General features: G+C 63.5%; 17 protein-coding genes and 1 pseudogene. 9 read left to right on the top strand and 9 right to left on the bottom strand.

Annotated features, from left to right (window positions below):
* Positions 1-64: 64 nt before the first annotated feature.
* From C8J30_RS08230 to C8J30_RS08220, 3 genes are read right to left on the bottom strand one after another with little or no spacing between them, the layout of a single operon-like run.
* On the bottom strand, positions 65-1,279 hold the full coding sequence (locus C8J30_RS08230; protein WP_110805362.1) for a sigma-54-dependent transcriptional regulator: 1,215 nt from the start codon (positions 1,277-1,279) through the stop codon (positions 65-67).
* A complete protein-coding gene (locus tag C8J30_RS08225; protein WP_110805361.1) occupies positions 1,273-2,688 on the bottom strand; it encodes a sensor histidine kinase in 1,416 nt (471 codons plus the stop codon). The genes C8J30_RS08230 and C8J30_RS08225 overlap by 7 nt, the downstream gene beginning before the upstream one ends.
* Complete coding sequence (locus tag C8J30_RS08220; RefSeq protein WP_110805360.1) at positions 2,685-3,530, bottom strand: substrate-binding domain-containing protein; 846 nt, start codon at positions 3,528-3,530, stop codon at positions 2,685-2,687. The genes C8J30_RS08225 and C8J30_RS08220 overlap by 4 nt, the downstream gene beginning before the upstream one ends.
* Positions 3,531-3,659: 129 nt before the next feature.
* Between C8J30_RS08220 and C8J30_RS08215 the strand changes: the two genes are divergently transcribed.
* From C8J30_RS08215 to C8J30_RS08200, 4 genes are read left to right on the top strand one after another with little or no spacing between them, the layout of a single operon-like run.
* Complete coding sequence (locus C8J30_RS08215; protein WP_110805380.1) at positions 3,660-3,950, top strand: ArsR/SmtB family transcription factor; 291 nt, start codon at positions 3,660-3,662, stop codon at positions 3,948-3,950.
* Positions 3,947-5,002, top strand: coding sequence for a permease (locus C8J30_RS08210; RefSeq protein ID WP_110805359.1), 1,056 nt, complete (start codon positions 3,947-3,949; stop codon positions 5,000-5,002). The genes C8J30_RS08215 and C8J30_RS08210 overlap by 4 nt, the downstream gene beginning before the upstream one ends.
* Before the next feature lie 12 nt (positions 5,003-5,014).
* Positions 5,015-5,254 carry a thioredoxin family protein gene (locus C8J30_RS08205; protein ID WP_110805358.1) on the top strand — a complete coding sequence of 80 codons (240 nt, stop codon included), beginning with the start codon at positions 5,015-5,017 and terminating at the stop codon, positions 5,252-5,254.
* A 1-nt stretch (position 5,255) separates the two neighbouring features.
* The gene (locus C8J30_RS08200; protein WP_110805357.1) at positions 5,256-5,645 is read left to right on the top strand and encodes a rhodanese-like domain-containing protein; all 390 of its coding nucleotides are present in this window, start codon (positions 5,256-5,258) and stop codon (positions 5,643-5,645) included.
* 2 nt (positions 5,646-5,647) lie between these two features.
* Here the strand turns inward: C8J30_RS08200 and arsB are convergent.
* Together arsB and C8J30_RS08190 are read right to left on the bottom strand one after the other, a co-directional pair.
* Positions 5,648-6,693: pseudogene (gene arsB / locus C8J30_RS08195) on the bottom strand (ACR3 family arsenite efflux transporter).
* Complete coding sequence (locus C8J30_RS08190; protein ID WP_110805356.1) at positions 6,680-7,009, bottom strand: ArsR/SmtB family transcription factor; 330 nt, start codon at positions 7,007-7,009, stop codon at positions 6,680-6,682. The pseudogene arsB and the gene C8J30_RS08190 overlap by 14 nt, the downstream one beginning before the upstream one ends.
* Positions 7,010-7,987: 978 nt before the next feature.
* Here C8J30_RS08190 and C8J30_RS08185 point away from each other — a divergent pair.
* Genes C8J30_RS08185 through C8J30_RS08175 form a run of 3 tightly spaced genes read left to right on the top strand, consistent with a single transcriptional unit; the run spans position 7,988 to position 13,277 of the window.
* The gene (locus C8J30_RS08185; RefSeq protein WP_220033708.1) at positions 7,988-10,459 is read left to right on the top strand and encodes a type I restriction endonuclease subunit R; all 2,472 of its coding nucleotides are present in this window, start codon (positions 7,988-7,990) and stop codon (positions 10,457-10,459) included.
* Complete coding sequence (locus C8J30_RS08180) at positions 10,456-11,805, top strand: restriction endonuclease subunit S (protein ID WP_110805354.1); 1,350 nt, start codon at positions 10,456-10,458, stop codon at positions 11,803-11,805. Before C8J30_RS08185 ends, C8J30_RS08180 begins: the two co-directional genes overlap by 4 nt.
* Complete coding sequence (locus C8J30_RS08175) at positions 11,802-13,277, top strand: class I SAM-dependent DNA methyltransferase (RefSeq protein WP_110805353.1); 1,476 nt, start codon at positions 11,802-11,804, stop codon at positions 13,275-13,277. Before C8J30_RS08180 ends, C8J30_RS08175 begins: the two co-directional genes overlap by 4 nt.
* A gap of 150 nt (positions 13,278-13,427) precedes the next feature.
* Here the strand turns inward: C8J30_RS08175 and C8J30_RS08170 are convergent, their stop codons facing one another.
* Positions 13,428-13,739 carry an ETC complex I subunit gene (locus C8J30_RS08170; protein WP_110805352.1) on the bottom strand — a complete coding sequence of 104 codons (312 nt, stop codon included), beginning with the start codon at positions 13,737-13,739 and terminating at the stop codon, positions 13,428-13,430.
* Positions 13,740-14,107: 368 nt separating this feature from the next.
* On the opposite strand from C8J30_RS08170, the gene uvrB reads away from it, so the two are divergent.
* Positions 14,108-16,291, top strand: a complete 2,184-nt coding sequence (gene uvrB / locus C8J30_RS08165; protein ID WP_110805351.1) for an excinuclease ABC subunit UvrB — start codon at positions 14,108-14,110, stop codon at positions 16,289-16,291.
* 11 nt (positions 16,292-16,302) lie between these two features.
* On the opposite strand, the gene C8J30_RS08160 is transcribed toward uvrB, so the two are convergent.
* Positions 16,303-17,607, bottom strand: a complete 1,305-nt coding sequence (locus C8J30_RS08160; protein WP_110805350.1) for a UDP-glucose dehydrogenase family protein — start codon at positions 17,605-17,607, stop codon at positions 16,303-16,305.
* Positions 17,608-17,918: 311 nt separating this feature from the next.
* Here C8J30_RS08160 and C8J30_RS08155 point away from each other — a divergent pair, with 311 nt between their 5' ends.
* Complete coding sequence (locus C8J30_RS08155) at positions 17,919-18,104, top strand: hypothetical protein (RefSeq protein ID WP_013067107.1); 186 nt, start codon at positions 17,919-17,921, stop codon at positions 18,102-18,104.
* 157 nt (positions 18,105-18,261) lie between these two features.
* On the opposite strand, the gene C8J30_RS08150 is transcribed toward C8J30_RS08155, so the two are convergent.
* Positions 18,262-18,951, bottom strand: a complete 690-nt coding sequence (locus C8J30_RS08150) for a YjbF family lipoprotein (RefSeq protein WP_181420813.1) — start codon at positions 18,949-18,951, stop codon at positions 18,262-18,264.
* A complete protein-coding gene (locus tag C8J30_RS08145; protein WP_245909730.1) occupies positions 18,948-21,131 on the bottom strand; it encodes a YjbH domain-containing protein in 2,184 nt (727 codons plus the stop codon). The genes C8J30_RS08150 and C8J30_RS08145 overlap by 4 nt, the downstream gene beginning before the upstream one ends.
* Positions 21,132-21,166 lie beyond the last annotated feature (35 nt).

The raw sequence follows: 21,166 nt of genomic DNA, 5'->3' as shown, positions 1-21,166 counted from the left end.
GCGGCAAGCCGTTGACCCGATTAACGGATTTTTCATGTTCGGAAATCCGGACAGGAATCGCCCGTCAGAGGCCGAGCTTTTGCATCTTTTCCCAAAGCGTGGTGCGGGAAACCTGCAAGAGCTTCGCCGCCTCGCTGACCTGCCCGCCGGTGCGCTCGAGCGCACGCAGGATATGGGCGCGTTCGGCGGCATCGCGCGCCTCGGAAAGGCTGGGCAGGCTGTCGTCGGGCGCCAGCGCCCATTCGGGAAAGAGATCGGCGGGATAGAGGGTGTCGCCCTGCACCGCCGCCAGCGCCTTGACCAGCCGTCCGCGCAACTCGCGCCCGTTCTGCGGCCAGTCATGCGCCCGCACCGCTTCGAGCACGAGGGCCGACAGCGGCCGCAGCGGCGCCGCCCGGCGGGCATTGAGGCTGTCGAACATCCGCGAAAGCAGCCAAACCGCATCCTCGGGGCGGTCCTTGAGCGGGGGAATGGCGATGTCGAACCCCGAAAGCCGGGCATGCAGGTCGCCGCGAAAGGCGCCCGAGCGCGCCGCCGCCGCAAGGCCCAACCCCGCCGCCGCAATCACCCGCGTCTTGGCCGCCACAAGCGCGGCGATGAGCGCATCCTGCTCGGCGCCGGGCAGATGCTCGACGCCGTTGAGAAAGGCAGTTCCCTCCTCGGCGCGGGCCAGCGTTGCGCGAAGGGCGGTGGCGATATCGGGATGGCCCTGGATATCAAGGACAACAAAGGGGCCTTCCGCGCGCGCAGACCGGGCGTGAATGCGATGGGCCAGCAGACGTTTGCCGGTGCCGCGCGCGGCCAGGATCAGCACCGGATCGTCGCGCGATGCCGCCTCGAGGATCCGGGTTTCGATCCGCAACGCGGCGGCCGAGACGCCCAAGAGCGCCTCGCCCCGCATCGGGCACGCGGGCGCAAGCGCCACCAGCTTTTCCAGAAATTCCCGCATATCGAAGGGCTTGGCGATGTAGTCACTGGCCCCCGCCTGCAAGAGCCGCACCGCCTGATCGATGCTGCCCTGCCCGGTGATGAACAGAAAGGGCGGCGGCGTATGGGTGCGGCAGAGCGTGGCGAAAAGTTCCTCGCCGGTGCCGTCGCTCAGCCGGATGTCGCAGACCACCAGATCGATCGGCGCGCGCGGCGTGCGCAGGGCACCAAGGGCGCGGCGCATCTGCTTGAGCCAGATCACCTCGGCGCCCTCGAGGCCAAGGCGCTGATAAAGCGAGGCCCCCATGATCTCGTCATCCTCGATCAGCGCGATGCGGCAACCGCTCAGCATGGCACGCCCCCCCGCGCAAGCTGCACCGTCAGCACCGTCCAGCCGTCCTCGCGCCGATGCGCGATCTGCCCGCCGAGGTTGCGCACCAGATCGCGCACGAGCCGCAGCCCGACACCGCCACCCGGCGCAAGCGGGGCATCGCCCAGAAGTCGGCGCAGTGCCTCTGCCGACATCCCCGGCCCGTCGTCGCGCACGCTCAGCCTAAGGGCATCCGGCGCGGCCACCACCTCAAGCCCCACCGCGCCGCCCTGACCGGCCGCCGCCGCCGCGTTCAGGCACAGGTTCAGCACGATCTGCCGCACGGGAGCGGCGGGCAACCATGCCAGATCGTCCCCCTCTGCCGGGGTCTGCCAATCGAGCCTCTGGCCCAGACGCGCGGTTTCGGGTGCAAAGAGCAGCTTCAGATCCTCGAAATCGGCGGCTGCGAGCGGCTGCCCCTCGCGATCGAAGCGGTTTTGCTCGAGCGTCGCGCGGGCCACGTCGCGCAGATGGCGCAGGCCCCGATCCAGCAGATCGGCGGCATCGCGCACGACGTCGGGACGATCCGGGTAAGCGCGGATCGTGTCGGTGGCGTTCAAAAGCCCGCCGAGCGGGTTGTTGATCTCATGCGCGAGCGACGAGGACAGCCGCCCAAGGCTGACAAAGCGCTCGCGTTCCGCCAGCCGCCGTTCGACCTCGGCTTTCGCGGCCACCGCCTCCAGCATGCGATTGTAAAGCCGCAGGAGCCGCCCGAGTTCGCTGGTCTGGCGCGGCAGATCGGCCGGGGAAACCGGCACCTGCCCGCGCATCGCCCGCGAGAGCGTGGCGAGCGGGCGCAGCATCCGCCGCATCGCCCAACCGCCCGCCCCGGCAATCAGCAGCGTTGCCACCGTGTTCCCCCAGATCAAGAGCCGTAGCGCCTCTTGCCGCTCGGCGATCAGGTCCGACACGTCGAGCTCAGAAACGATCCGGCCCACGGCGCGGCCCTGATAGATCAGCGGCGCCCCCACCCGCAGCGGCCCCCCGCCTGTCAGTTCCAACCCGGTCAGGTCCAGCCCGTCAAGATTTTGCGCCGCCGCCAGATCGGCGGGCAAGAGCGTATCGACCGGGGCACGATGCGGGTCCGAGGCCGCGATCACCCGCCCCCCCTCATCGGTCACCACGGTGAGCAGCATCCGCCGCCCGACCCGCGCGGTGGTGGCCCGGTCGAGCGTGTCGTAAACCTCCCAGACATCGCGGCGCAGCACAGCGGGGCCAAGCGCAGTGGCCAAGGCGCCCAGATGCAGCCCAGCGATCTCGCGCAGCCGGTCGGTCTGCGTCGCCCCAAGGGCGGCCAGCACCTGATGCGACGCAACAAACCCCACCATCACCATCAGCCCCACGGCCAGAAGCGGGATGCGGAGCGCAAGTGGCAGCGCGCGGGGGCTCATGGTTGGCCAAGGTCGTGCATCCGCGCCAGGATGCCATCGTAAAGCGCGGGCTCTGCCGCGATGATGCCATCGAGCTGCAACGCGCCAAGGGCCGCGCGACCGGGGATGGTCTTTGCCATCTGTAGCGCCGATCGTTGCAGCGACTGCACCGGGGCGCTCGTCATCCGGTCGCGCCGGGCCACCAGCGGCGGAAATCCCAGCCATTCCGAGCGCGCCACGACGCGGGTAGCCTCCGTCAGATCGGGCTCGACCTGCCGCAGCGCCTCCCAGACATAACCATCGACACTGCCCGAGCGTGCCAGCCCTGCCGCCACCGCGCGCACCACGTTGCGATGCCCCCAGGTGAAAAAGCTGCGCGCAAAGAAGCGGTCGGGCGTCTCGCCGATCCGCGCCAGGTCCGAGGCTGTGACCAGCCAGCCGGAATTGCTGTCGGGGTCGGAAAAGGCATGAATGCCGCCGCGCAGATCGGCCAGGCTGCGCGCCGGGTCGCCGGCAGTGGCGATCAGATAGGATTGATAGCGCGGCCTGCCGCGCCAGACCGGAACGCCCAGAAGCGCCAGTTCGGCGCGATGTTGCAGATAGGGATAGCCGCAAAGCCAGGCCGCCTCGACGCTGCCCTCCAGCAAAAGCGCCGTGATTTCGGCATAGGAGCGCCGCCGCACCAGCTCGATCGCATGGCCGCTGCCAGCGGCAAGCGCAGCGCGCAGGGTTTCGGCCGCATCCGCATCATTGTCGAGAATGACCGGCGTCAGGGCAAAGCGCAGCGTCGCATCGGCCCGCCCCTGCGTCGCGCAGAAGGCGGCCGCCCCACCGATCAGACCTCGTCGCGTGACCCTCGGCATCCGGTCTCTCCCCAAGGCCAGATTAGGAAGCGTCCGGGGTTCGGTCCAGAAAAAACAATGGCAAGCTTATGCGCCTTGACGCATGGGATGCGCTGGCGCGAATATGCGCCAAAGCGCAAAGGGTGTTCGATGATTCTGCCTGTCCTCACCGCTCTGGCCGAACCGACCCGTCTGGCCGCGATTCTGCGTCTGGCCGATGGGCGCGAACATTGCGTCTGCGAATTGATGGCGGCGCTGGACGCCACGCAAAGCCGGATGTCGCGGCACATGCAGGCGCTGAAACAGGCGGGGCTGGTGGTGGATCGGCGCGACGCGCAATGGGTGCGCTACCGGCTGAACCCGGAGATGGCGCCCGAAATCCGCGCCGTGCTGACAGCCGTGCTCGACGCGGCGGCCGCAAGCGAGAGGAGTGCCGCATGAGCGATCAAACCGCCTCGACCCGTCCCGCCCCGGCGTGGGCATGGCATCTGGGATTGCTTGTGACCCTCGTGCTTTGGGGTCTGATCTACCGCCAGCTTGCCCCTGCCGCCGAGGCCCTGACCGCGCTTTTGCCGATCGACCGGCACAGCACCACCGGCGAGGCGGTGGCGTTTTTCCTTTATGATCTGCCCAAGGTGCTGATGCTGCTGTCTCTCATCGTCTTTCTGATGGGGGTGGTACGCAGCTGGTTTGCCCCCGAACGCACCCGCGCCCTGCTGGCGGGGCGGCGCGAGGGGGTGGGCAATGTGCTCGCCGCGGGGCTTGGGGTGGTGACGCCGTTCTGTTCCTGCTCGGCGGTGCCGCTCTTCATCGGGCTGGTCTCGGCCGGGGTGCCTTTGGGTGTCACCTTTTCCTTCCTGATCTCGGCGCCGATGGTGAACGAGGTGGCGCTGGTCCTGCTGTTCGGCCTTGTCGGCTGGCAGGTGGCGGTGGTCTATTTCGGGTTCGGTCTGGCCATTGCCATCGTCTCGGGCTGGGTGATCGGGCGTCTGCATCTGGAAGGCTGGCTGCAGGACTGGGTGCGCGACATCCACTCCGGCGCCGCCTTGCCCGAGGCGTTCGAGGGCGAGCGGCTGAGCATGGTGGACCGCTACCGGCTTGGGCTTGTCGCGCTGCGCGAGATCGTCGGCCGGGTCTGGATCTGGATCCTCGCCGGGATCGGCATGGGGGCGCTGATCCACGGCTATGTGCCCGAAGATCTGATGGCGCGGATCATGGGGGCGGATGCCTGGTGGTCGGTGCCCGCCGCTGTGGCGATCGGCATTCCGATGTATACCAATGCCGCAGGGGTGATCCCGATCGTCGAGGCGCTTTTGGACAAGGGCGCGGCGCTCGGCACGACGCTGGCCTTCATGATGTCGGTGATCGCGCTCTCGCTGCCCGAGATGATCATCCTGAAACAGGTGCTGAGCCTGAAGCTGATTGCGGTCTTCGTAGGCGTCGTCGGCAGCGGCATTCTGGCCGTGGGCTATCTGTTCAACCTTCTTTTCTGAAAGGGGAAATCCATGCAGATCAAGGTTCTGGGGGCGGGCTGCGCGAACTGCAGGACGACCGTCGATCTGATCGCGACGGTGGCGGCCGAGGCGGGCAAGCCGGTCGAGGTGGTCAAGGTCGAGGACATGCGCCAGATCGTCGGCTATGGCGTGATGGCGACGCCCGCCGTGGTCGTGGGCGAAAAGGTCGTTCACAAGGGCTCGGTGCCCAGCCGGGCGCAGGTGCTGGGTTGGCTGCAACAGGGGGAATGAGATGACACATGTGGATCTGCCCGCGGCGCGGGAAGCCTGTCCGACCTCGTCGCAAAAGCTTTTGGCCGACGGCGCATTGCTGGTGGACGTGCGCGAGGCCGACGAGGTGGCGGCCTGCGGCTTTGCGGGTTGCGCGGTGATGCATCTGCCGCTGAGCCAATTCGAGGCCCGCTTTGCCGAAATCCCGCGCGACCGCGAGGTGATCCTGGCCTGCGCCAGCGGTGATCGCAGCCTGAAGGCGACGTATTTCCTGCTCTATCAGGGCTATACGAAGGTGACGAACATGAAGCACGGGCTGGCGCGCTGGGTCGCCCGGGGCTTTCCGATCACCGGCACAGCCGCCGCGGTCACCGCGGGCGGCTGCGGTTGCGGCTGGGGCACCTGCTGCTGAGCTTACCGCCCCGCCCGTCGTTGCACCGCCCGGCCGCTTTCATACCAGCCCTTGGTGCGGGTCACGATCCGCACCACCGAGAGCATCACCGGCACTTCGATCAGCACGCCCACCACCGTGGCCAGCGCCGCGCCCGAGGTGAAGCCAAAGAGGCTGATCGCCGCCGCCACCGCAAGCTCGAAGAAATTCGACGCCCCGATCAGCGCCGAGGGGGCGGCGACGCAATGCGCCTCGCCGGTTACGCGGTTCAGCCAATAGGCAAGCGCCGCGTTGAAATAGACCTGAACCAGGATCGGCACCGCCAGAAGCGCGATCACCAAGGGCTGCGCCAGGATCTGTTCGCCCTGAAAGCCGAAAAGCAAAACCAGCGTGGTGAGCAGCGCGAGGATCGACAGCGGGCCGAGGCGCGAAATCAGCCGCGCCAGGGCCGCGCCGCCCTCGGCCAGCTTGCGTCGGCGGATTCCTTGCGCCACCGCCACCGGCACGAGGATATAGAGCACGACCGACAGCACCAGCGTCGCCCAGGGCACGGTGATCGCCGAAAGGCCCAGAAGAAAGGCCACGATCGGCGCGAAGGCCACCACCATGATCGCATCGTTCAGCGCCACCTGGCTCAGCGTGAAATGCGGCTCGCCGTTCGAGAGGTTCGACCACACGAACACCATCGCCGTGCAGGGCGCGGCGGCCAGCAGGATCAGCCCGGCCATGTAGCTCTCGATCTGGTCTGCGGGCAGGAAGGGGCGAAACAGCACCGACAGGAACAGCCACCCCAGCGCCGCCATCGAAAACGGCTTCACCGCCCAATTGATGAAAAGCGTCACGCCGACGCCGCGCCAATGCGCTGCCACTTGGCCGAGCGCGGCGAAATCGATTTGAGCAGCATCGGAATGATCATCAGCCAGATCAGCACTGCGACGGGCAGGTTGACGCGGGCGATCTCCTGGGCGCCGATCACGCGGAAGACGGAGGGAAACAACTGCCCCAGCGCAATCCCCGCGCCGATGCAAAGCGCAACCCAAAGCGTCAGATAGCGTTCAAAGAGGCTCATGTTTGTCCTTTCCGGCGGGCAGGCAGCAGGCGCCCTCGGGCGGGGGCGTCAGGCTGTCAATGAACGCGCCCAAAGGCGCAAGGGCGGCGGGGCTGAGCGCATAGCAGATGCGCGGCCCGTCGATTTCGCCGGTGATGAGACCGGCCGCCTTCAGGATGCGCAGATGTTCCGACACCGTGGACTGGGCCAGCCCGACCGCCTCCACGATCTCGCCACCGATGCAGCCCGGCGTGGCCAGCAGCACCCGCAGGATGCGCAGCCGGGCCGGATGCGCCAGCGATTTCGCCAGCTCCGCAAGTGTGTCGTCGGTAACCATGAGTTGCCCCAATGTTCGCAAATCGACGATAGGCGATGAAAAGGCGCCCCGCAAGAGGCAGGCGGTTGCCTGCCTCCCGGAGCCTGCGTTTCGGCGTTGCGGCCTCAGCACAATAGCTGCACCTGCAGTTTGCGTGACCGGAGACGCCCGTCACGATCGTAGCGTGATCGGGTTGTGCAAAACGAACCCAATATCGGCTCACGTGAATTGCCGCAGCGTGAGTGCTGCGCCGCAGCAGCGTCACGCACTCGACTGGCGGCCAGCCAATGGTGATTCTTGAGTCGTCCGAGAGGAGACACAACCGCTTCTTGGGCATCCCTCGCTTCCGGGCGCCACGCGAATGGCCGCTTTCGCTGATTGCCGTGGGTGCAATGCTGCAACCTCACCGACGGCAAACCACCCCTTGCGAAGGCGCCGAGCGTCATGCTCGCTTGACCGGCGGCCAAGGACTGCACGCGCGTCTCGGACGGCACGTCCGAGTGGCCGTTTCGGGGGAGGGCGAACGTAGAGCTTCGATCCTCCCGATTCCGCCGCAATGCGCTGGACGCAGCGTGGATGACACGAACGAGACGACGCCGCACCGTAAACACTGGAAATTTCGACGATTCGTCGCATAGACGGCGCGACGTCAGCTGATACTGTAATCTTGCATACATCGTAGCTTCACCTCATTCTTGCTTGACTTGAACAAGGTGTTTTATGTCCACGGTTGTCAATCAGACCCCCGAACAGATCGCGCGCGATGCAATCGATCAGCGGCTCGTTGAGGCAGGCTGGGTCATTCAGGACAAGTCTGCGATAGATTTCAATGCTGGCTTGGGGGTCGCCGTTCGGGAATATCAAACCGACATCGGACCTGCAGATTATGTTCTTTTCGTCGATCGCGCCGCGTTCGGGGTGGTCGAGGCCAAACCAGACGCGTGGGGAGAGAAACTGACGACGGTGGAAGAGCAATCCGCCGGCTATGCAAACGCGAAGTTGAAATGGGTCAGCAATGCCCAGCCCTTGCCCTTCGTCTACGAGAGCACAGGCACGATCACCCGGTTCACAGATGGGCGTGACCCTGCACCACGCTCCCGCGAGGTCTTCACCTTCCACCGCCCGGAAACCCTGAACTCCTTGTCGAATGCGCCGTTTTCCCTCCGAACCGGGCTGAACAAACTCCCTGCGCTGAACACCGATGGTCTGCGCGACTGCCAGATTACGGCGATCACGAATCTCGAGGCATCGCTCGCGGCCGGAAAACCCCGTGCCTTGGTGCAGATGGCGACCGGGTCGGGCAAGACCTTCACCGCGATCACCCAAGTCTACCGCTTGCTCAAACACGCAGGCGCGCGCCGCATCCTGTTTCTTGTCGACACGAAAAACCTTGGCGAACAGGCCGAGCAGGAGTTCATGGCCTATGTGCCCAACGACGACAACCGCAAGTTCACCGAGCTTTACAACGTCCAGCGCCTGACATCGCCCTCCATGGCCAGCGACACCCAGGTCGTCATTTCCACCATCCAGCGGATGTACGCCACGCTGAAAGGCGAAGATCTCGACGAGAGCCTCGAGGAAGAAAACCCGGCCGAGCAGCGTTTTCGCCCGAAGACCCCCAAGCCGGTGGTCTACAACCCCAAGCTCCCGCCCGAGACCTTTGATGTTGTGGTGATCGATGAATGCCACCGCTCGATCTATAACCTCTGGCGCCAGGTCATCGAATATTGGGACGCGTTCCTCGTGGGCCTGACCGCGACCCCGGACAACCGCACCTTCGGCTTTTTCAAAAAGAACGTGGTCAGCGAATACACCCACGAGAAGGCCGTTGCCGACAAGGTCAACGTGGGCAACGAGATCTACATCATCGAAACCAAGGTCACCTCCGGCGGCGGCAAGATGAAGGCCGAGCAACTGGTCGAGAAACGCGAGCGGGCGACCCGCGCGAAGCGGTGGGAAACCCAAGACGTCGATGAAGCCTACGCCGCCACACAGCTTGATCGCTCCGTCGTGGCGCCAGACCAGATCCGCACCGTCATCAGAACGTTCCGCGACCAATGGCCGGACATCTTCCCCGGCCGCAAGGAACTCCCGAAAACCCTGATCTTCGCCAAGACCGACAGCCACGCCGACGACATCATCCAGACCGTCCGCGAGGAATTCGGCGAGGGCAACGCGTTTTGCCACAAGATCACCAATGGCGCCAAGAACCCGAAATCCTCACTCGCCGCCTTTCGCAACGACTATTACCCGCGCGTCGCCGTCACCGTGGACATGATCGCCACCGGCACCGACGTGAAGCCCCTCGAATGCCTGCTGTTCATGCGCGACGTCAAATCGCGAAACTACTTCGAGCAGATGAAGGGCCGCGGCACCCGCGTCGTCAAACCCGATGACCTGAAAAAGGTCTCGCCCTCGGCGCAGGCGAAAACGCATTACGTCATCGTCGATGCGGTGGGTGTCACCAGATCGGTCAAGACCGCCAGTCAGCCGCTCGACACCAAGCCCTCCATCCCGTTCAAGGATCTTGCCATGAACCTGATGATGGGCGACCGCTCCGAGGAAACCGTCAGCTCGCTGGCCGGGCGTCTGGCGCGGCTCGATCACAAGCTGACCCCCGATGATCAGGCAAAAATCGCCGAGCTCGCGGGCAAGCCCCTCGCCGCCGTGATCCGCGACCTTTTCGATGCCATCGACCCCGACAAGATCGAGGCCGACGCCAAGGCCGCAGGCCATCCCGAGCCCGACGATGCCGCGATGAACACCGCGCGTGAGACCCGCATCAAGGCAGCCGCGAATGTCTTCACCGGGCCGCTGATCACGACGCTCGACACCATCCGCCGCGACACCGAACAGACCATCGACCATGACACGCTGGACGAGGTGATCACCGCCGCATGGGCGGGCGACGCCGATGAAAACGCCCGCGCCATCGCACAGGACTTCGAAGCCTACCTCAACGACCACCGCGACCAGATCGAGGCGCTGACGATCTATTTCGACACCCCCGCCCGCCGCGCCGAGGTCACGCTGTCGATGATCAAATCCGTGCTGAAGAAACTGACCGAGGATCGCCCCCGCCTTGCGCCGCTCAGCGTCTGGCGCGCCTATGCGCATCTGGACGACTACAAGGGCGAGACGCCGACCGGCGATCTGACCGCGCTGGTGGCGCTGATCCGGCGGGTGACGGGGCTCGATGACACGCTCACCCGTACGTCCGACCGGGTTCGGCGCAATTTCCAGAACTGGATCATGCAGCGCCATTCCGGCTCGGGGACCAAGTTCTCCGATGCCCAGATGGACTGGTTGCACATGATCCGCGATCACCTGATCACCTCCTTCACCATCGAGCGCGACGATCTGGAGCTGTCGCCCTTTGACGCCAAGGGCGGGATGGGGCAGATGTATGCCCTCTTTGGCGATCGGATGGACGAGGTCATGACCGAGATGAATGAGGCGCTGTCGGCATGACGGAACTACCCAATTCGTGGGAAAAGGCAAAATTCGCTGATTTCGGCACTTGGATTGGCGGCGGGACTCCGTCGAAAGCCAATTCTGATTTTTGGAATGGCGACATTCCTTGGATTTCACCAAAGGACATGAAATCAAAAATCATCCGCGCCGCCATCGACGGCATCACCGAAGATGCAATAGATAATTCAGCGGCAAAGCTTGTTCCGGCTGGGTCCGTATTGATGGTCATCCGTTCAGGGATTCTCGCGCATACTTTGCCTATTGCAATCACAGCGATGGACAGTGCGCTGAACCAAGACCTGAAGGCTCTGACCCTGCCTGACGGTATATCTTCCGAGTTTATCGCATGGGGTATGCGGGCATTCGAACAGAGCATACTCGTTTCCTGCCGCAAGGGTGGCACTACCGTTCACAGCATTGAGATGCCGAGCCTCGCCGCATTTGAGTTACCGATCGCACCAACCAACGAGCAACGTCGGATCGTGGCGCGGATCGAGGCGATGTTCGACGAGATCGACCATGGGGTCGAGAACCTGAAAAAGGCCAAGGCGACCCTTGGCCTTTACCGCCAATCCCTGCTCAAAGCCGCGTTCGAGGGCCGCCTGACCGCCGACTGGCGCGCCCGCAATGGCATAGCGACAGGCAACCGAGCGCAAATTTATCTAAACGATTGTATTGAGTTTTTGACCTCTGGGTCACGCGGATGGGCCGATTATTATGCAGATCAGGGCGATATCTTCATTCGCGCACAAAACCTGAAACATGATCGCTTGAAGCTGGAGGATATCGCCTATGTGAAACTCCCCGCGGGAAATTCCGAGGGGATGAGAACGAGAGTGAAACGAGGAGACATTTTAATCACGATCACCGGGGCGAACGTCACCAAGACGGCGCTGGTCGAAAATGATCTCGGCGTTGCATATGTAAGCCAGCACGTGGCCTTATGCCGACTCTCAGGCGAATTGAACCCAAGGTACGTCTGGCATTTCTTGCTGTCCAAGAGTGGCGGCCGCAAACAACTCGAAGAAGCGGCATACGGAGCTGGCAAACCTGGACTGAATTTGACCAATATCCGCGAAGTAAGGATTCCTATCTGCGCCCCCGAGGAACAAGCCGAAATCGCTCGCCTCCTCGACGCGCGGCTCTCCGCCGCCGAGGCCTTGGAGGCCGAGATCGATGCCAGCCTCGCCCGCGCCGAGGCCCTGCGCCAGTCCATCCTGAAACAGGCGTTTTCCGGCAAACTCGTCGCGCAAGACCCGATGGACGAGCCCGCCGCCACCCTTCTTGCCCGCATCAAGACCGCCCGCCGCCAAAAGACCAGCCCTCGAAAGATCTCCGCATGAACACCGCCCCGATTGTCTCCAAGGTCTGGTCCTTTTGCACGACGCTGCGCGATGATGGTGTCGGCTATGGCGATTATCTGGAACAGCTGACCTATCTTATCTTCCTGAAGATGGCCGATGAATACGCCAAGCCCCCCTACAACCGCGATGTGGGCGTGCCTGCGGCCTATGACTGGGGCAGCCTGACCGCGCTGCGCGGCGCAGAACTCGAGGCGCATTACGTGAAGGTGCTGCGCGAACTGGGCCAGCAAAAAGGCATGTTGGGGCAGATATTCACCAAGTCTCAGAACAAAATCACCGATCCGGCCAAGCTGTTTCGGCTGATCGACATGGTGGATGGCACCAAGTGGATCATGCTGGGCGCCGATGTGAAGGGCGACATCTATGAAGGGCTGCTCGAACGCAACGCCGAGGACACGAAATCGGGCGCCGGGCAGTATTTCACGCCGCGCGCGTTGATTCAGGCGATGGTCGAATGCATGCGCCCCGAGCCGGGAAAAACCATCGCGGACCCGGCCTGCGGCACCGGCGGGTTCTTTCTGGCCGCGCATGATTACTTGACCGATCCGGCGCACCATGCGCTTGACCGCGAACAGAAAGAATTTCTGAAGAACCGCACCTTCCACGGCAATGAGATCGTTGCCGGGACGCGGCGGCTCTGTCTGATGAACATGTTCCTGCACGGGATCGGCGAGATGTCGGGCGAGCCGAGCATTTCACCCGCCGATGCGTTGGTCGCCTCGCCCTCGGACACCTTCGATCTGGTTTTGGCGAACCCGCCTTTCGGCAAGAAAAGCTCCATGACCTTCACCAATGCGGATGGGGAACAGGAGACAGAAGATCTGACCTATAACCGCCAGGATTTTTGGGCCACGACGTCGAACAAACAGCTGAACTTCGTCCAGCACATCCGAACGATGCTGAAGACCACGGGCCGGGCCGCCGTCGTGGTGCCCGATAACGTGCTGTTCGAAGGGGGCGCAGGCGAAACGATCCGCCGCAAGCTTTTGCAAAACACGGATCTTCACACGATCCTGCGGCTGCCCACCGGGATCTTTTACGCCCAGGGTGTGAGAGCGAATGTCATTTTCTTTGACAACCGCCCGGCCAGCAAGGACCCGCAGACCTCGCGGGTCTGGTTCTACGATTACCGGACGAATGTGCATCATACGCTCAAGCAAAAGCCGATGACCTATGCCCACTTGCGAGACTTCATCGTCTGCTACAACCCGCTGAACCGGCATGAGCGGACTGAGACATGGTCAGAGGCTACCCCTGATGGCCGTTGGCGGGCCTATTCTCGCGGCGAGTTGTTGTCGCGCGACAAGGCGAGTCTTGACGTCTTCTGGCTCAAGGACAGGTCCATGACCGATCTCGACAGCCTTCCCGAACCCGATATCCTGCTGGAGGAAATCATCGAGAACCTCGGCGCGGCAATGGATAACTTTGCGGCGATCAGGCATGGCAGTTAGTCCTGTTTGACTTTGGCCCCAATCCGGGACCGCTCAAGCCCCTGCCATGCTCGCACAAAATATTGAAAGGGCGCCCATCGGGCGCCCAATATGTAGATCTCGGTGAGAACTCATGCCCATACGGTGAGAACTCGAGTCTTTTCTACAGGCTCAATGCGTCCAGTTCGCCCGGCGATTGGTTGCGAAATTTTCGCCGTACCCCATGGCGCGAACATTGACCGAACGCTTGTGCCCCTCGGTCACGGTATAGTCCAGCCCCTGCGCCTTCGCGAAAGTCTCGGCCGCCTCGCGGCTTTCGAACTTCAGACGCACCTGCGCCTGCGTGTCGTCGGTTCCGGTCCAGCCCATCAGCGGGTCGAGATCACGGGCATCGGCCTGCAGGAAATCGAGATACCACAGTTTCGTTTTCGCCTGACCGGATTGCATGGCGTTGCGGGCCGGTTGGTAGATGCGTGCGCGCATGGGATCCCCCCTTTTCTTGAGCCAAGTCCTAGGCCGATCCGAGGAAAATTTCAAGCTCTGCATACAATGGTGTGCCGACATCACCTGCGACTTAGGTCGGCTGAGTGGCAGGCTCGGATCTGTGGGAGGGATGCTACCGGCCGGGCTTGGGGAGCGAGGGGTGGGGGTGGTGCCCCGGCCGGTAGCCAATTGCTGCTTGCACGAACAATATGCGAACATGCCGCGCGAAAGACAAGCGCAAAATGTCCATAAGGCTATGTTTTGTAATGTAAAATTAGAATTTTACCTTAACCTTCGCTTAAGACTTGCAGCAATCCCTTGAAAGAGAACGAAAAGGGACCGACATTGGGGCCGATCAAGGAGGCCCCATGCCCCATAATACCACCGACCGCCCGCCCCCGCGCCCCGAGGTTCTGACCCGTCCGAAGCTCGAAGGCGGCAAGCGATTCGTGATGAAGAGCGAATTTTCCCCCGCGGGCGACCAGCCGACGGCGATTGCGGAACTGTCGGCGGGCGTTCTGTCGGGCGAGCGCGATCAGGTGCTTCTGGGCGCCACCGGCACCGGCAAGACCTATACGATGGCGAAGGTGATCGAGGCGACACAGCGCCCGGCCATCATCCTGGCGCCCAACAAGACCTTGGCCGCGCAATTGTACGGCGAATTCAAGGGCTTCTTCCCCGACAACTCGGTCGAGTATTTCGTCTCCTACTACGATTACTACCAGCCCGAGGCCTATGTCGCCCGCACCGACACCTATATCGAGAAGGAATCGATGATCAACGAACAGATCGACCGGATGCGCCACTCCGCCACCCGGGCGCTTCTGGAACGGGACGACGTGATCATCATCGCCTCGGTCTCGTGCATCTACGGCATCGGCTCGGTCGAGACCTATTCGGCGATGACGCAGGATCTGACCGTCGGCAACCTTTATGACCAGCGCAAGTTCCTCGCCGATCTGGTGGCGCAGCAATACAAGCGCCTCGATGCCGCCTTCCAGCGCGGGGCGTTTCGGGTCAAGGGCGACACTGTCGATCTCTGGCCTGCCCACTTGGAGGACCGCGCCTGGCGATTCTCGTTTTTTGGGGAGGAATTGGAGGCAATCACCGAGTTTGACCCGCTCACAGGTTCGAAAACGGATAGTTTCACCCAGATCCGAATCTATGCGAACAGCCACTATGTGACCCCCCGCCCCACCCTGCAGCAGGCGACGAAATCGATCCGGGCCGAACTGGCGCTGCGGCTCAAGCAGTTGAACGACGAAGGCAAGCTGCTCGAGGCGCAAAGGCTGGAACAGCGCACGAATTTCGACCTCGAGATGCTCGAGGCCACCGGGGTGTGCTCGGGCATCGAGAACTATTCGCGCTATCTGACCGGCCGCGCCCCGGGCGAGCCGCCGCCGACGCTGTTCGAATTCATCCCCGACAACGCAATCGTTTTTGCCGACGAATCGCATGTGACCGTGCCGCAGATCGGCGGCATGTATCGCGGCGACTATCGGCGCAAGTTTACCCTCGCCGAGCACGGCTTCAGGTTGCCCAGTTGCATGGACAACCGGCCGCTGAAATTCGAGGAATGGGATGCGATGCGGCCGCAGTCGGTCTTTGTGTCTGCGACGCCCGCGCCCTGGGAGTTGGAACAGACCGGCGGCGTCTTTGCCGAACAGGTGATCCGACCGACAGGACTACTGGACCCGGAGGTCGAAATCCGACCGGTCGAGACGCAAGTCGATGATCTTCTGGATGAAATCCGCAAGGTCGCGGCGCGGGGGCTGCGCATTCTGGTGACGACGCTGACCAAGCGCATGGCCGAGGATCTGACCGAATATCTGCACGAACAGGGCATCCGGGTGCGCTACATGCATTCCGACATCGACACGATCGAGCGTATCGAGATCCTGCGCGACCTGCGTCTGGGGGCTTTCGACGTGCTGATCGGCATCAACCTTTTGCGCGAGGGGCTCGACATTCCCGAATGCGGTCTTGTCGCCATTCTCGACGCCGACAAGGAGGGGTTCCTGCGCTCGGAAACCTCGCTGATCCAGACGATCGGGCGGGCGGCGCGGAACGCCGATGGCCGGGTGATCATGTATGCCGACCGCATCACCGGCTCGATGAGCCGCGCGTTGAACGAAACCAACCGGCGGCGCGAAAAGCAGATCGCCTACAACCTTGAACACGGGATCACACCGCAGACCGTGCGCAAGAATGTCGAGGACGTGCTCGCCGGTCTGTGGCAGGGCGACACGGATATGTCCCGCGTCACCGCCAAGGTTGAAAATGTGCAAGTCGGATCGAACCTGGCCGCCCATTTGGAGGCGCTCAGGTTGAAAATGCGCAAGGCGGCCGAGAACCTCGAATTCGAGGAAGCGGCCCGTCTGCGCGACGAGGTGCGGCGGTTGGAGGCCGTCGAGCTGGCCGTGGCCGATGATCCGCTGGCGCGGCAATCGGCGGTCGAGGAAGCGGTGGAGGCCGCCACGCAGGCCAAGGGCCGCTCCACCGCCGGGCGGCCGGGGCAGCGCGGCGGGGTGAAGCGGCCGAAGAAGCGGTAAGGGCCCTGCCCTTACCGACCGACGCTGACGTAGCCCTCGAAGCCCGCCTTCTTCGCATCCTTCGCGGAATAAATGTTGCGCAGATCCGCCATCCGCGCGGTCGTCATCTTCTTCGCCAGTTTCTTCAGATCAAGGGCGCGGAACTCGTTCCATTCGGTCAGCAGCACGACGCAATCGGATTTCTGCGCCGCCTTGTAGGCGTCGTCCATCCAGTTCACGCCGGGCAGCATGTGCTGGGCTTCCCGCATCCCCTGCGGATCGACGACACGGACCTTGGCCCCCGCCCCGATCAGCGCGGGCACGATGGTCAAGGACGGCGCATCGCGCATGTCATCCGTGTTGGGCTTGAAAGTAACCCCAAGCACCGTAATGGTTTTTCCATTCACCGACCCGCCGCAAAGATCGACGATCTTGTCGATCATCCGCCGCTTCACCTCGTCGTTGACCTTGATCACCGTCTCGGTGATCTGCATCGGCACGGCGTGATCCTGCCCCATCCGTGCCAGCGCCTGGGTATCCTTGGGGAAGCACGAGCCGCCATAGCCCGGCCCGGCATGCAGGAACTTGTTGCCGATCCGGCCATCCAGCCCCATGCCGCGCGCCACTTCCTTGACATCGGCGCCGACCTTTTCGCACAGCCGCGCGATCTCGTTGATGAAGGTGATCTTCGTCGCGAGGAAGGCATTGGCCGCGTATTTGATCATCTCGGCGGTTTCGAGATCGGTGTAGAGGATCGGGAATTCGCGCAGGAAAAGCGGACGGTAGATTTCGCCCATCACGTCCTTCGCGCGCTCCGACGAGACACCGACGACGACCCGGTCAGGACGCATGAAATCGTCGATCGCGGCGCCCTCGCGCAGGAATTCCGGGTTTGAAGCGACATCGAATTCGGCCTCCGGACGCGCCTTGCGGATCACCTGCCTGACCTGCCGGTTCGTGCCCACCGGCACGGTCGATTTCGTCACCACGACAGTGTAACCGGTCAAAGCCGCCGCAATTTCTTCGGCTGCGGCCATCACATAGCTCAGATCGGCATGACCATCGCCGCGCCGGGTCGGCGTGCCGACCGCGATGAAGACCGCATCCGCGCCATCGACCGCCGCCGCAAGATCCCCGGTGAACGACAGCCGCCCCGCGGCCACGTTCTTCGCCATCAGAACATCGAGCCCGGGTTCGTAGATCGGCACTTCGCCCCGGTTCAGCCGCTCGATCTTGCCGGGGTCCTTGTCAACGCAAATGACGTCATGGCCAAAGTCGGAGAAACACACACCCGAAACCAAACCGACATAGCCCGTGCCGATCATTGCAATCTTCATCGCCAATCCTTTCGCAGTTTGGGCAGAATTTCGATCCCCCGCCCCATGAAGTCAATCCAAGCCTTACACCAGGCACATGAAAGCGATGCAACCGTCTTAAAAATGGCGACTATTCGCGCGCCGGGTCGGGCGACAGACGTGATGCCGCTTTGCAGCAACGCAATGCGGCAAACGAGTGCCAAACTGCAACACCTCGCCGGACCAATGCAGAAACCTCAGCGAATTCCCCTTTGCATTTAGAGGCTCATATGCTTTTCTCGCCATGATGCTGCCGGGCTTGGCGGCTCTCTACAGCAATGACGGAGATTGACATGAAAAAGATCGCTACCATCGCCCTGGCCCTCGGCCTCTCGGCTTCGACCGCTTTCGCTGGCGGCTACACTGCTCCGGTCGTCGAATCGACCCCGGTCGTCGCCGGCACCTCGTCGTCGAACGCGGGCATCCTGATCCCGGCTCTGCTGCTCGTCGGCGTGGCCGTGGCCGCTTCGTCGAACTAAGTTCGACGATCGAGCACGCTCGATTTGGCCGGAAAGCGCAAGCTTTCCGGTCTTATTCTTTTTGAAATCCCGAAACGCGGGGCTTCGCCTGCCTGACGGCGCAAACGACAAGGGGCACCCGATCGGGTGCCCCTGTCGATTCGATCTGTCGTCAAACTCAGTTGCGCAGCGACTGGATGGTCAGATAGCCGAGCCGCGGCCCGATCCATTGCCGCGAGGCGACGATGGTCCCCGAACTCGCGACGATATAGCTGTTGTCGAACTTGAAGCCGTAGCCCTCGCAATGCACGGCGACGGGCGTGCCCGCGAAATGCATCCCGGCGAAATCATAGGCGGTTGCGGCCGCCGTGCCGGACGTGCAGTCCAGCGGCAGCGGGCGTTCCTTGCCGAGCCCGTCGAGATAGCGCAATTCGATCTTCAGCGCCTGCGCCCGACGCCCCTGCACCGCCGCAATCATCGGGCCGATGTCGGACGACATCAGATCGTTGCCGAAACCGCGCGTTCCGGCCAGCACGCCGGACCGGGTGATGACCCCCTGCCCCGCAGGCGAGAGCCAGGTCCGCATGCCGTTGTTTTCGCCGCGCTGCGCAAAGACCGAGGTCGACTTCGTCGCCTCGAGCGAGACAAGGATCAACGGCCCCGCATTCGCATTCAAAGCCTCGCGGGCAATGACCTGAGGATCCGGGGCGGCCGCCTTCGGCCCGCGACGGAAAAGCCCCGTCACCATGTTCTTCACTTCGGCCGTCGCCTCGCGCCCGGTTTCAAGCCGGGTCTGATCCGTGCCGCAAGCGCCCAGCACGGTGGCGAGGACCAGCGCGGCCAAAGTGGCCCGACGCTGTCCCGTCATCGCCAGAATCTCCCCCATTCGTTGTAGAGCGTTCCGGTCTGCGCACCATGAATGGTGTCATAGAGCCGCCCATCGATATCAAGACGCGCGCCCCCGTCGCGTTGCAGCGGCCGGATCGTGGTCGTGAGCGTATTGACCGAAGGCTTGCCGGTGCTCCAGGCGACCGGGATGGTCAGACGAATGCCCTTGTCAAAGGAGCCCTCGCCGTAATCCTCCGACGACATGTCGGTGATCGTCGCAAAGGCGCCGACCTTCCAGCCGTTTTCGAATTCGCGGTCCAGCTCGACCGTGCCGCCCCAGTCCTGCGCCAGATAGCGGCCCATATGCAGCTCGCCGACATAGCCCTTGCCGAAGTCGTAATAGGCCGAGACGTGGCCGGTGGTGGTCGCATAGTCCTGGAAGCCGAAATGCTGATCGAAGTCGCGCTGCTTCACCCAGTTCGTCTCGACGCCCAGCGCCAGCCGACTGTCGACCGGTTTCCAGAGCAACTCGCCCGAAACCCCGCCATACATCCGCTCCAGATAGCCCACCGTCACCCGCGAGAAGACGTTGGGCAGCGGCTGGCCGTAGTGGCTGACAGTCAGATATTGCAGCGCCAGATCGCCGTTGCGCTGATACTCGACCAGATCCGAGCGCACATGCTGCACCACGGAATCCGACACGCGCGTCGAGGCATCAAGGTTGCCGGCAACCTTCTGCCGCACGAGACCCGAGAAGACGAAGCCCGGCGTCACTTCGAACTTCGCCGACAGCTGCGCCCCGAAATCGGCCCGCAGCGGGTTGTCGGGGTCGAAGATCGAGGCCTCGGCATAGGGGGTCAGCCCCCAGCGGAAGCGCGGGTAAAGATCGGCCGTGCGCACCTGCGCCGGATCATGCGCATCGGCGGCGGTGATCGTGGTCGTGGGCAGAATGTCGAGGGCGCGGGTGTTTTCGAGCCGCTCAAGATCGCGGCGGTGGAAGGTGACCGAGGAAATCGCCAGCCCCCGCTCGACCGAGGTGATGGTGATCGTCTCGACCGAGGGCGGCAGCGCGCGGGTGGCGACACGCGCGGCATGGCCGATCGCCTGCGGCTGCGCGCCATAGGTCATGTTGCGGATCCGCAGCTCGGCCCGGGTCGCGCTCAGCGACATCGACTCGAGCACCTGCCCGTCCTTTGCAAGCGACTCTGCCAGCGCGCCCTGAATGGCGGGCTGCGCGGTCGGGTCCTTGCTCCATTCGCCGGACCAGCCGAGCCGGTCGGCCGACAGCGGCGGGCGCGGCTGCACCGGCAGCGGCGCCTTTTCGATACCCGAGGCAAAGGGCGGCTCATGCGGATCAATGGCGCGGGTGATCTGGAAGCCGAGCTTGTCACCATGCATCAGGAACAGCTGCATGTGGGTAAAGGCGCCCAGCTGGTAATCGGCGCCGATATTGACCGCGGTCTTGGGGTCCCAATCCCCGAGTTCGGTTTCCTTCACATAGGCATCCGAAGAATATTCGGCCTTGAAGGTCAGGCGATCATTCATCGCCCAGGCCACGCCCAGGAACGGCGCGACATCGCCCCGGAACCAGGATTTGCCGTTGAACTGCCCGCCGTTCGAACCGTAGTCATAGTCCGGCCGGGTGCCGATCGAGCCGATCGACCCGTTCGAGCCCAGCCGCCCCCAGCCCAGACCCGCCGAAACCCGCAGCCGGTCGCCAAAGCTCTTCGTCGCAACGATATATTCCGAAGAATAGACCCCGGTGCCGACGAAATCATTCAGACCGACGGCGAGGGCGGGACGATAGCGCCCCTCCTCGAACATCTGCCAGCGGATGTCGAAGGAGCGGTCATAAAGCGCGGTATAGGCGCCGGTCGGAACGTCGTTGTCATCCTTGACCGGCATCAGCCCCGGCACGCGGGAATAGCGGAAGGCGCCGACAAGATGCGGCGCGATCTGGAAGGTCAGGGTGCCGCGGGTGGTGCCATCTTCCAGCGCCGTCATGCCGATGCCCAGCTGGCCATCCGAATACATCTCGGCACTGGGCAGGTCGAGCCCGCCCGGCATCCCGAAGGTATTGGGCGTCTTGCCCACAAGCGGATCGGCCTGTGCGGGCCCCGCACCGATCGCGGCGGCAAGGACGACAAGGCTCGTGGCCGAAAGCCAGCGGCCGAAGCCGGATTTTCCCTGTTGCGTCACGGGCGCAATCGCAGTCTGCACGAGGACCTCCCCAGTCTTTTCCTCGTTATACCCGT

It is taken from the genome of Rhodobacter viridis (assembly GCF_003217355.1).
Classification (GTDB): Bacteria; Pseudomonadota; Alphaproteobacteria; order Rhodobacterales; family Rhodobacteraceae; genus Rhodobacter; species Rhodobacter viridis.
The sequence above is the reverse complement of the archived record's forward strand: the minus strand, read 5'-3'. Positions and strand labels throughout refer to the sequence as shown.

What these genes read in the sequence shown, in the direction of transcription:
- C8J30_RS08220 (WP_110805360.1), bottom strand. Translation starts at nt 3,530, where the DNA reads ATGCCGAGGGTCACGCGACGAGGTCTGATCGGTGGGGCGGCCGCCTTC.
- uvrB (WP_110805351.1), top strand. Translation starts at nt 14,108, where the DNA reads ATGCCCCATAATACCACCGACCGCCCGCCCCCGCGCCCCGAGGTTCTG.
- C8J30_RS08210 (WP_110805359.1), top strand. Translation starts at nt 3,947, where the DNA reads ATGAGCGATCAAACCGCCTCGACCCGTCCCGCCCCGGCGTGGGCATGG.
- C8J30_RS08160 (WP_110805350.1), bottom strand. Translation starts at nt 17,607, where the DNA reads ATGAAGATTGCAATGATCGGCACGGGCTATGTCGGTTTGGTTTCGGGT.
- C8J30_RS08230 (WP_110805362.1), bottom strand. Translation starts at nt 1,279, where the DNA reads ATGCTGAGCGGTTGCCGCATCGCGCTGATCGAGGATGACGAGATCATG.
- C8J30_RS08180 (WP_110805354.1), top strand. Translation starts at nt 10,456, where the DNA reads ATGACGGAACTACCCAATTCGTGGGAAAAGGCAAAATTCGCTGATTTC.
- C8J30_RS08155 (WP_013067107.1), top strand. Translation starts at nt 17,919, where the DNA reads ATGAAAAAGATCGCTACCATCGCCCTGGCCCTCGGCCTCTCGGCTTCG.
- C8J30_RS08205 (WP_110805358.1), top strand. Translation starts at nt 5,015, where the DNA reads ATGCAGATCAAGGTTCTGGGGGCGGGCTGCGCGAACTGCAGGACGACC.
- C8J30_RS08190 (WP_110805356.1), bottom strand. Translation starts at nt 7,009, where the DNA reads ATGGTTACCGACGACACACTTGCGGAGCTGGCGAAATCGCTGGCGCAT.
- C8J30_RS08215 (WP_110805380.1), top strand. Translation starts at nt 3,660, where the DNA reads ATGATTCTGCCTGTCCTCACCGCTCTGGCCGAACCGACCCGTCTGGCC.
- C8J30_RS08225 (WP_110805361.1), bottom strand. Translation starts at nt 2,688, where the DNA reads ATGAGCCCCCGCGCGCTGCCACTTGCGCTCCGCATCCCGCTTCTGGCC.
- C8J30_RS08200 (WP_110805357.1), top strand. Translation starts at nt 5,256, where the DNA reads ATGACACATGTGGATCTGCCCGCGGCGCGGGAAGCCTGTCCGACCTCG.
- C8J30_RS08150 (WP_181420813.1), bottom strand. Translation starts at nt 18,951, where the DNA reads ATGACGGGACAGCGTCGGGCCACTTTGGCCGCGCTGGTCCTCGCCACC.
- C8J30_RS08170 (WP_110805352.1), bottom strand. Translation starts at nt 13,739, where the DNA reads ATGCGCGCACGCATCTACCAACCGGCCCGCAACGCCATGCAATCCGGT.
- C8J30_RS08175 (WP_110805353.1), top strand. Translation starts at nt 11,802, where the DNA reads ATGAACACCGCCCCGATTGTCTCCAAGGTCTGGTCCTTTTGCACGACG.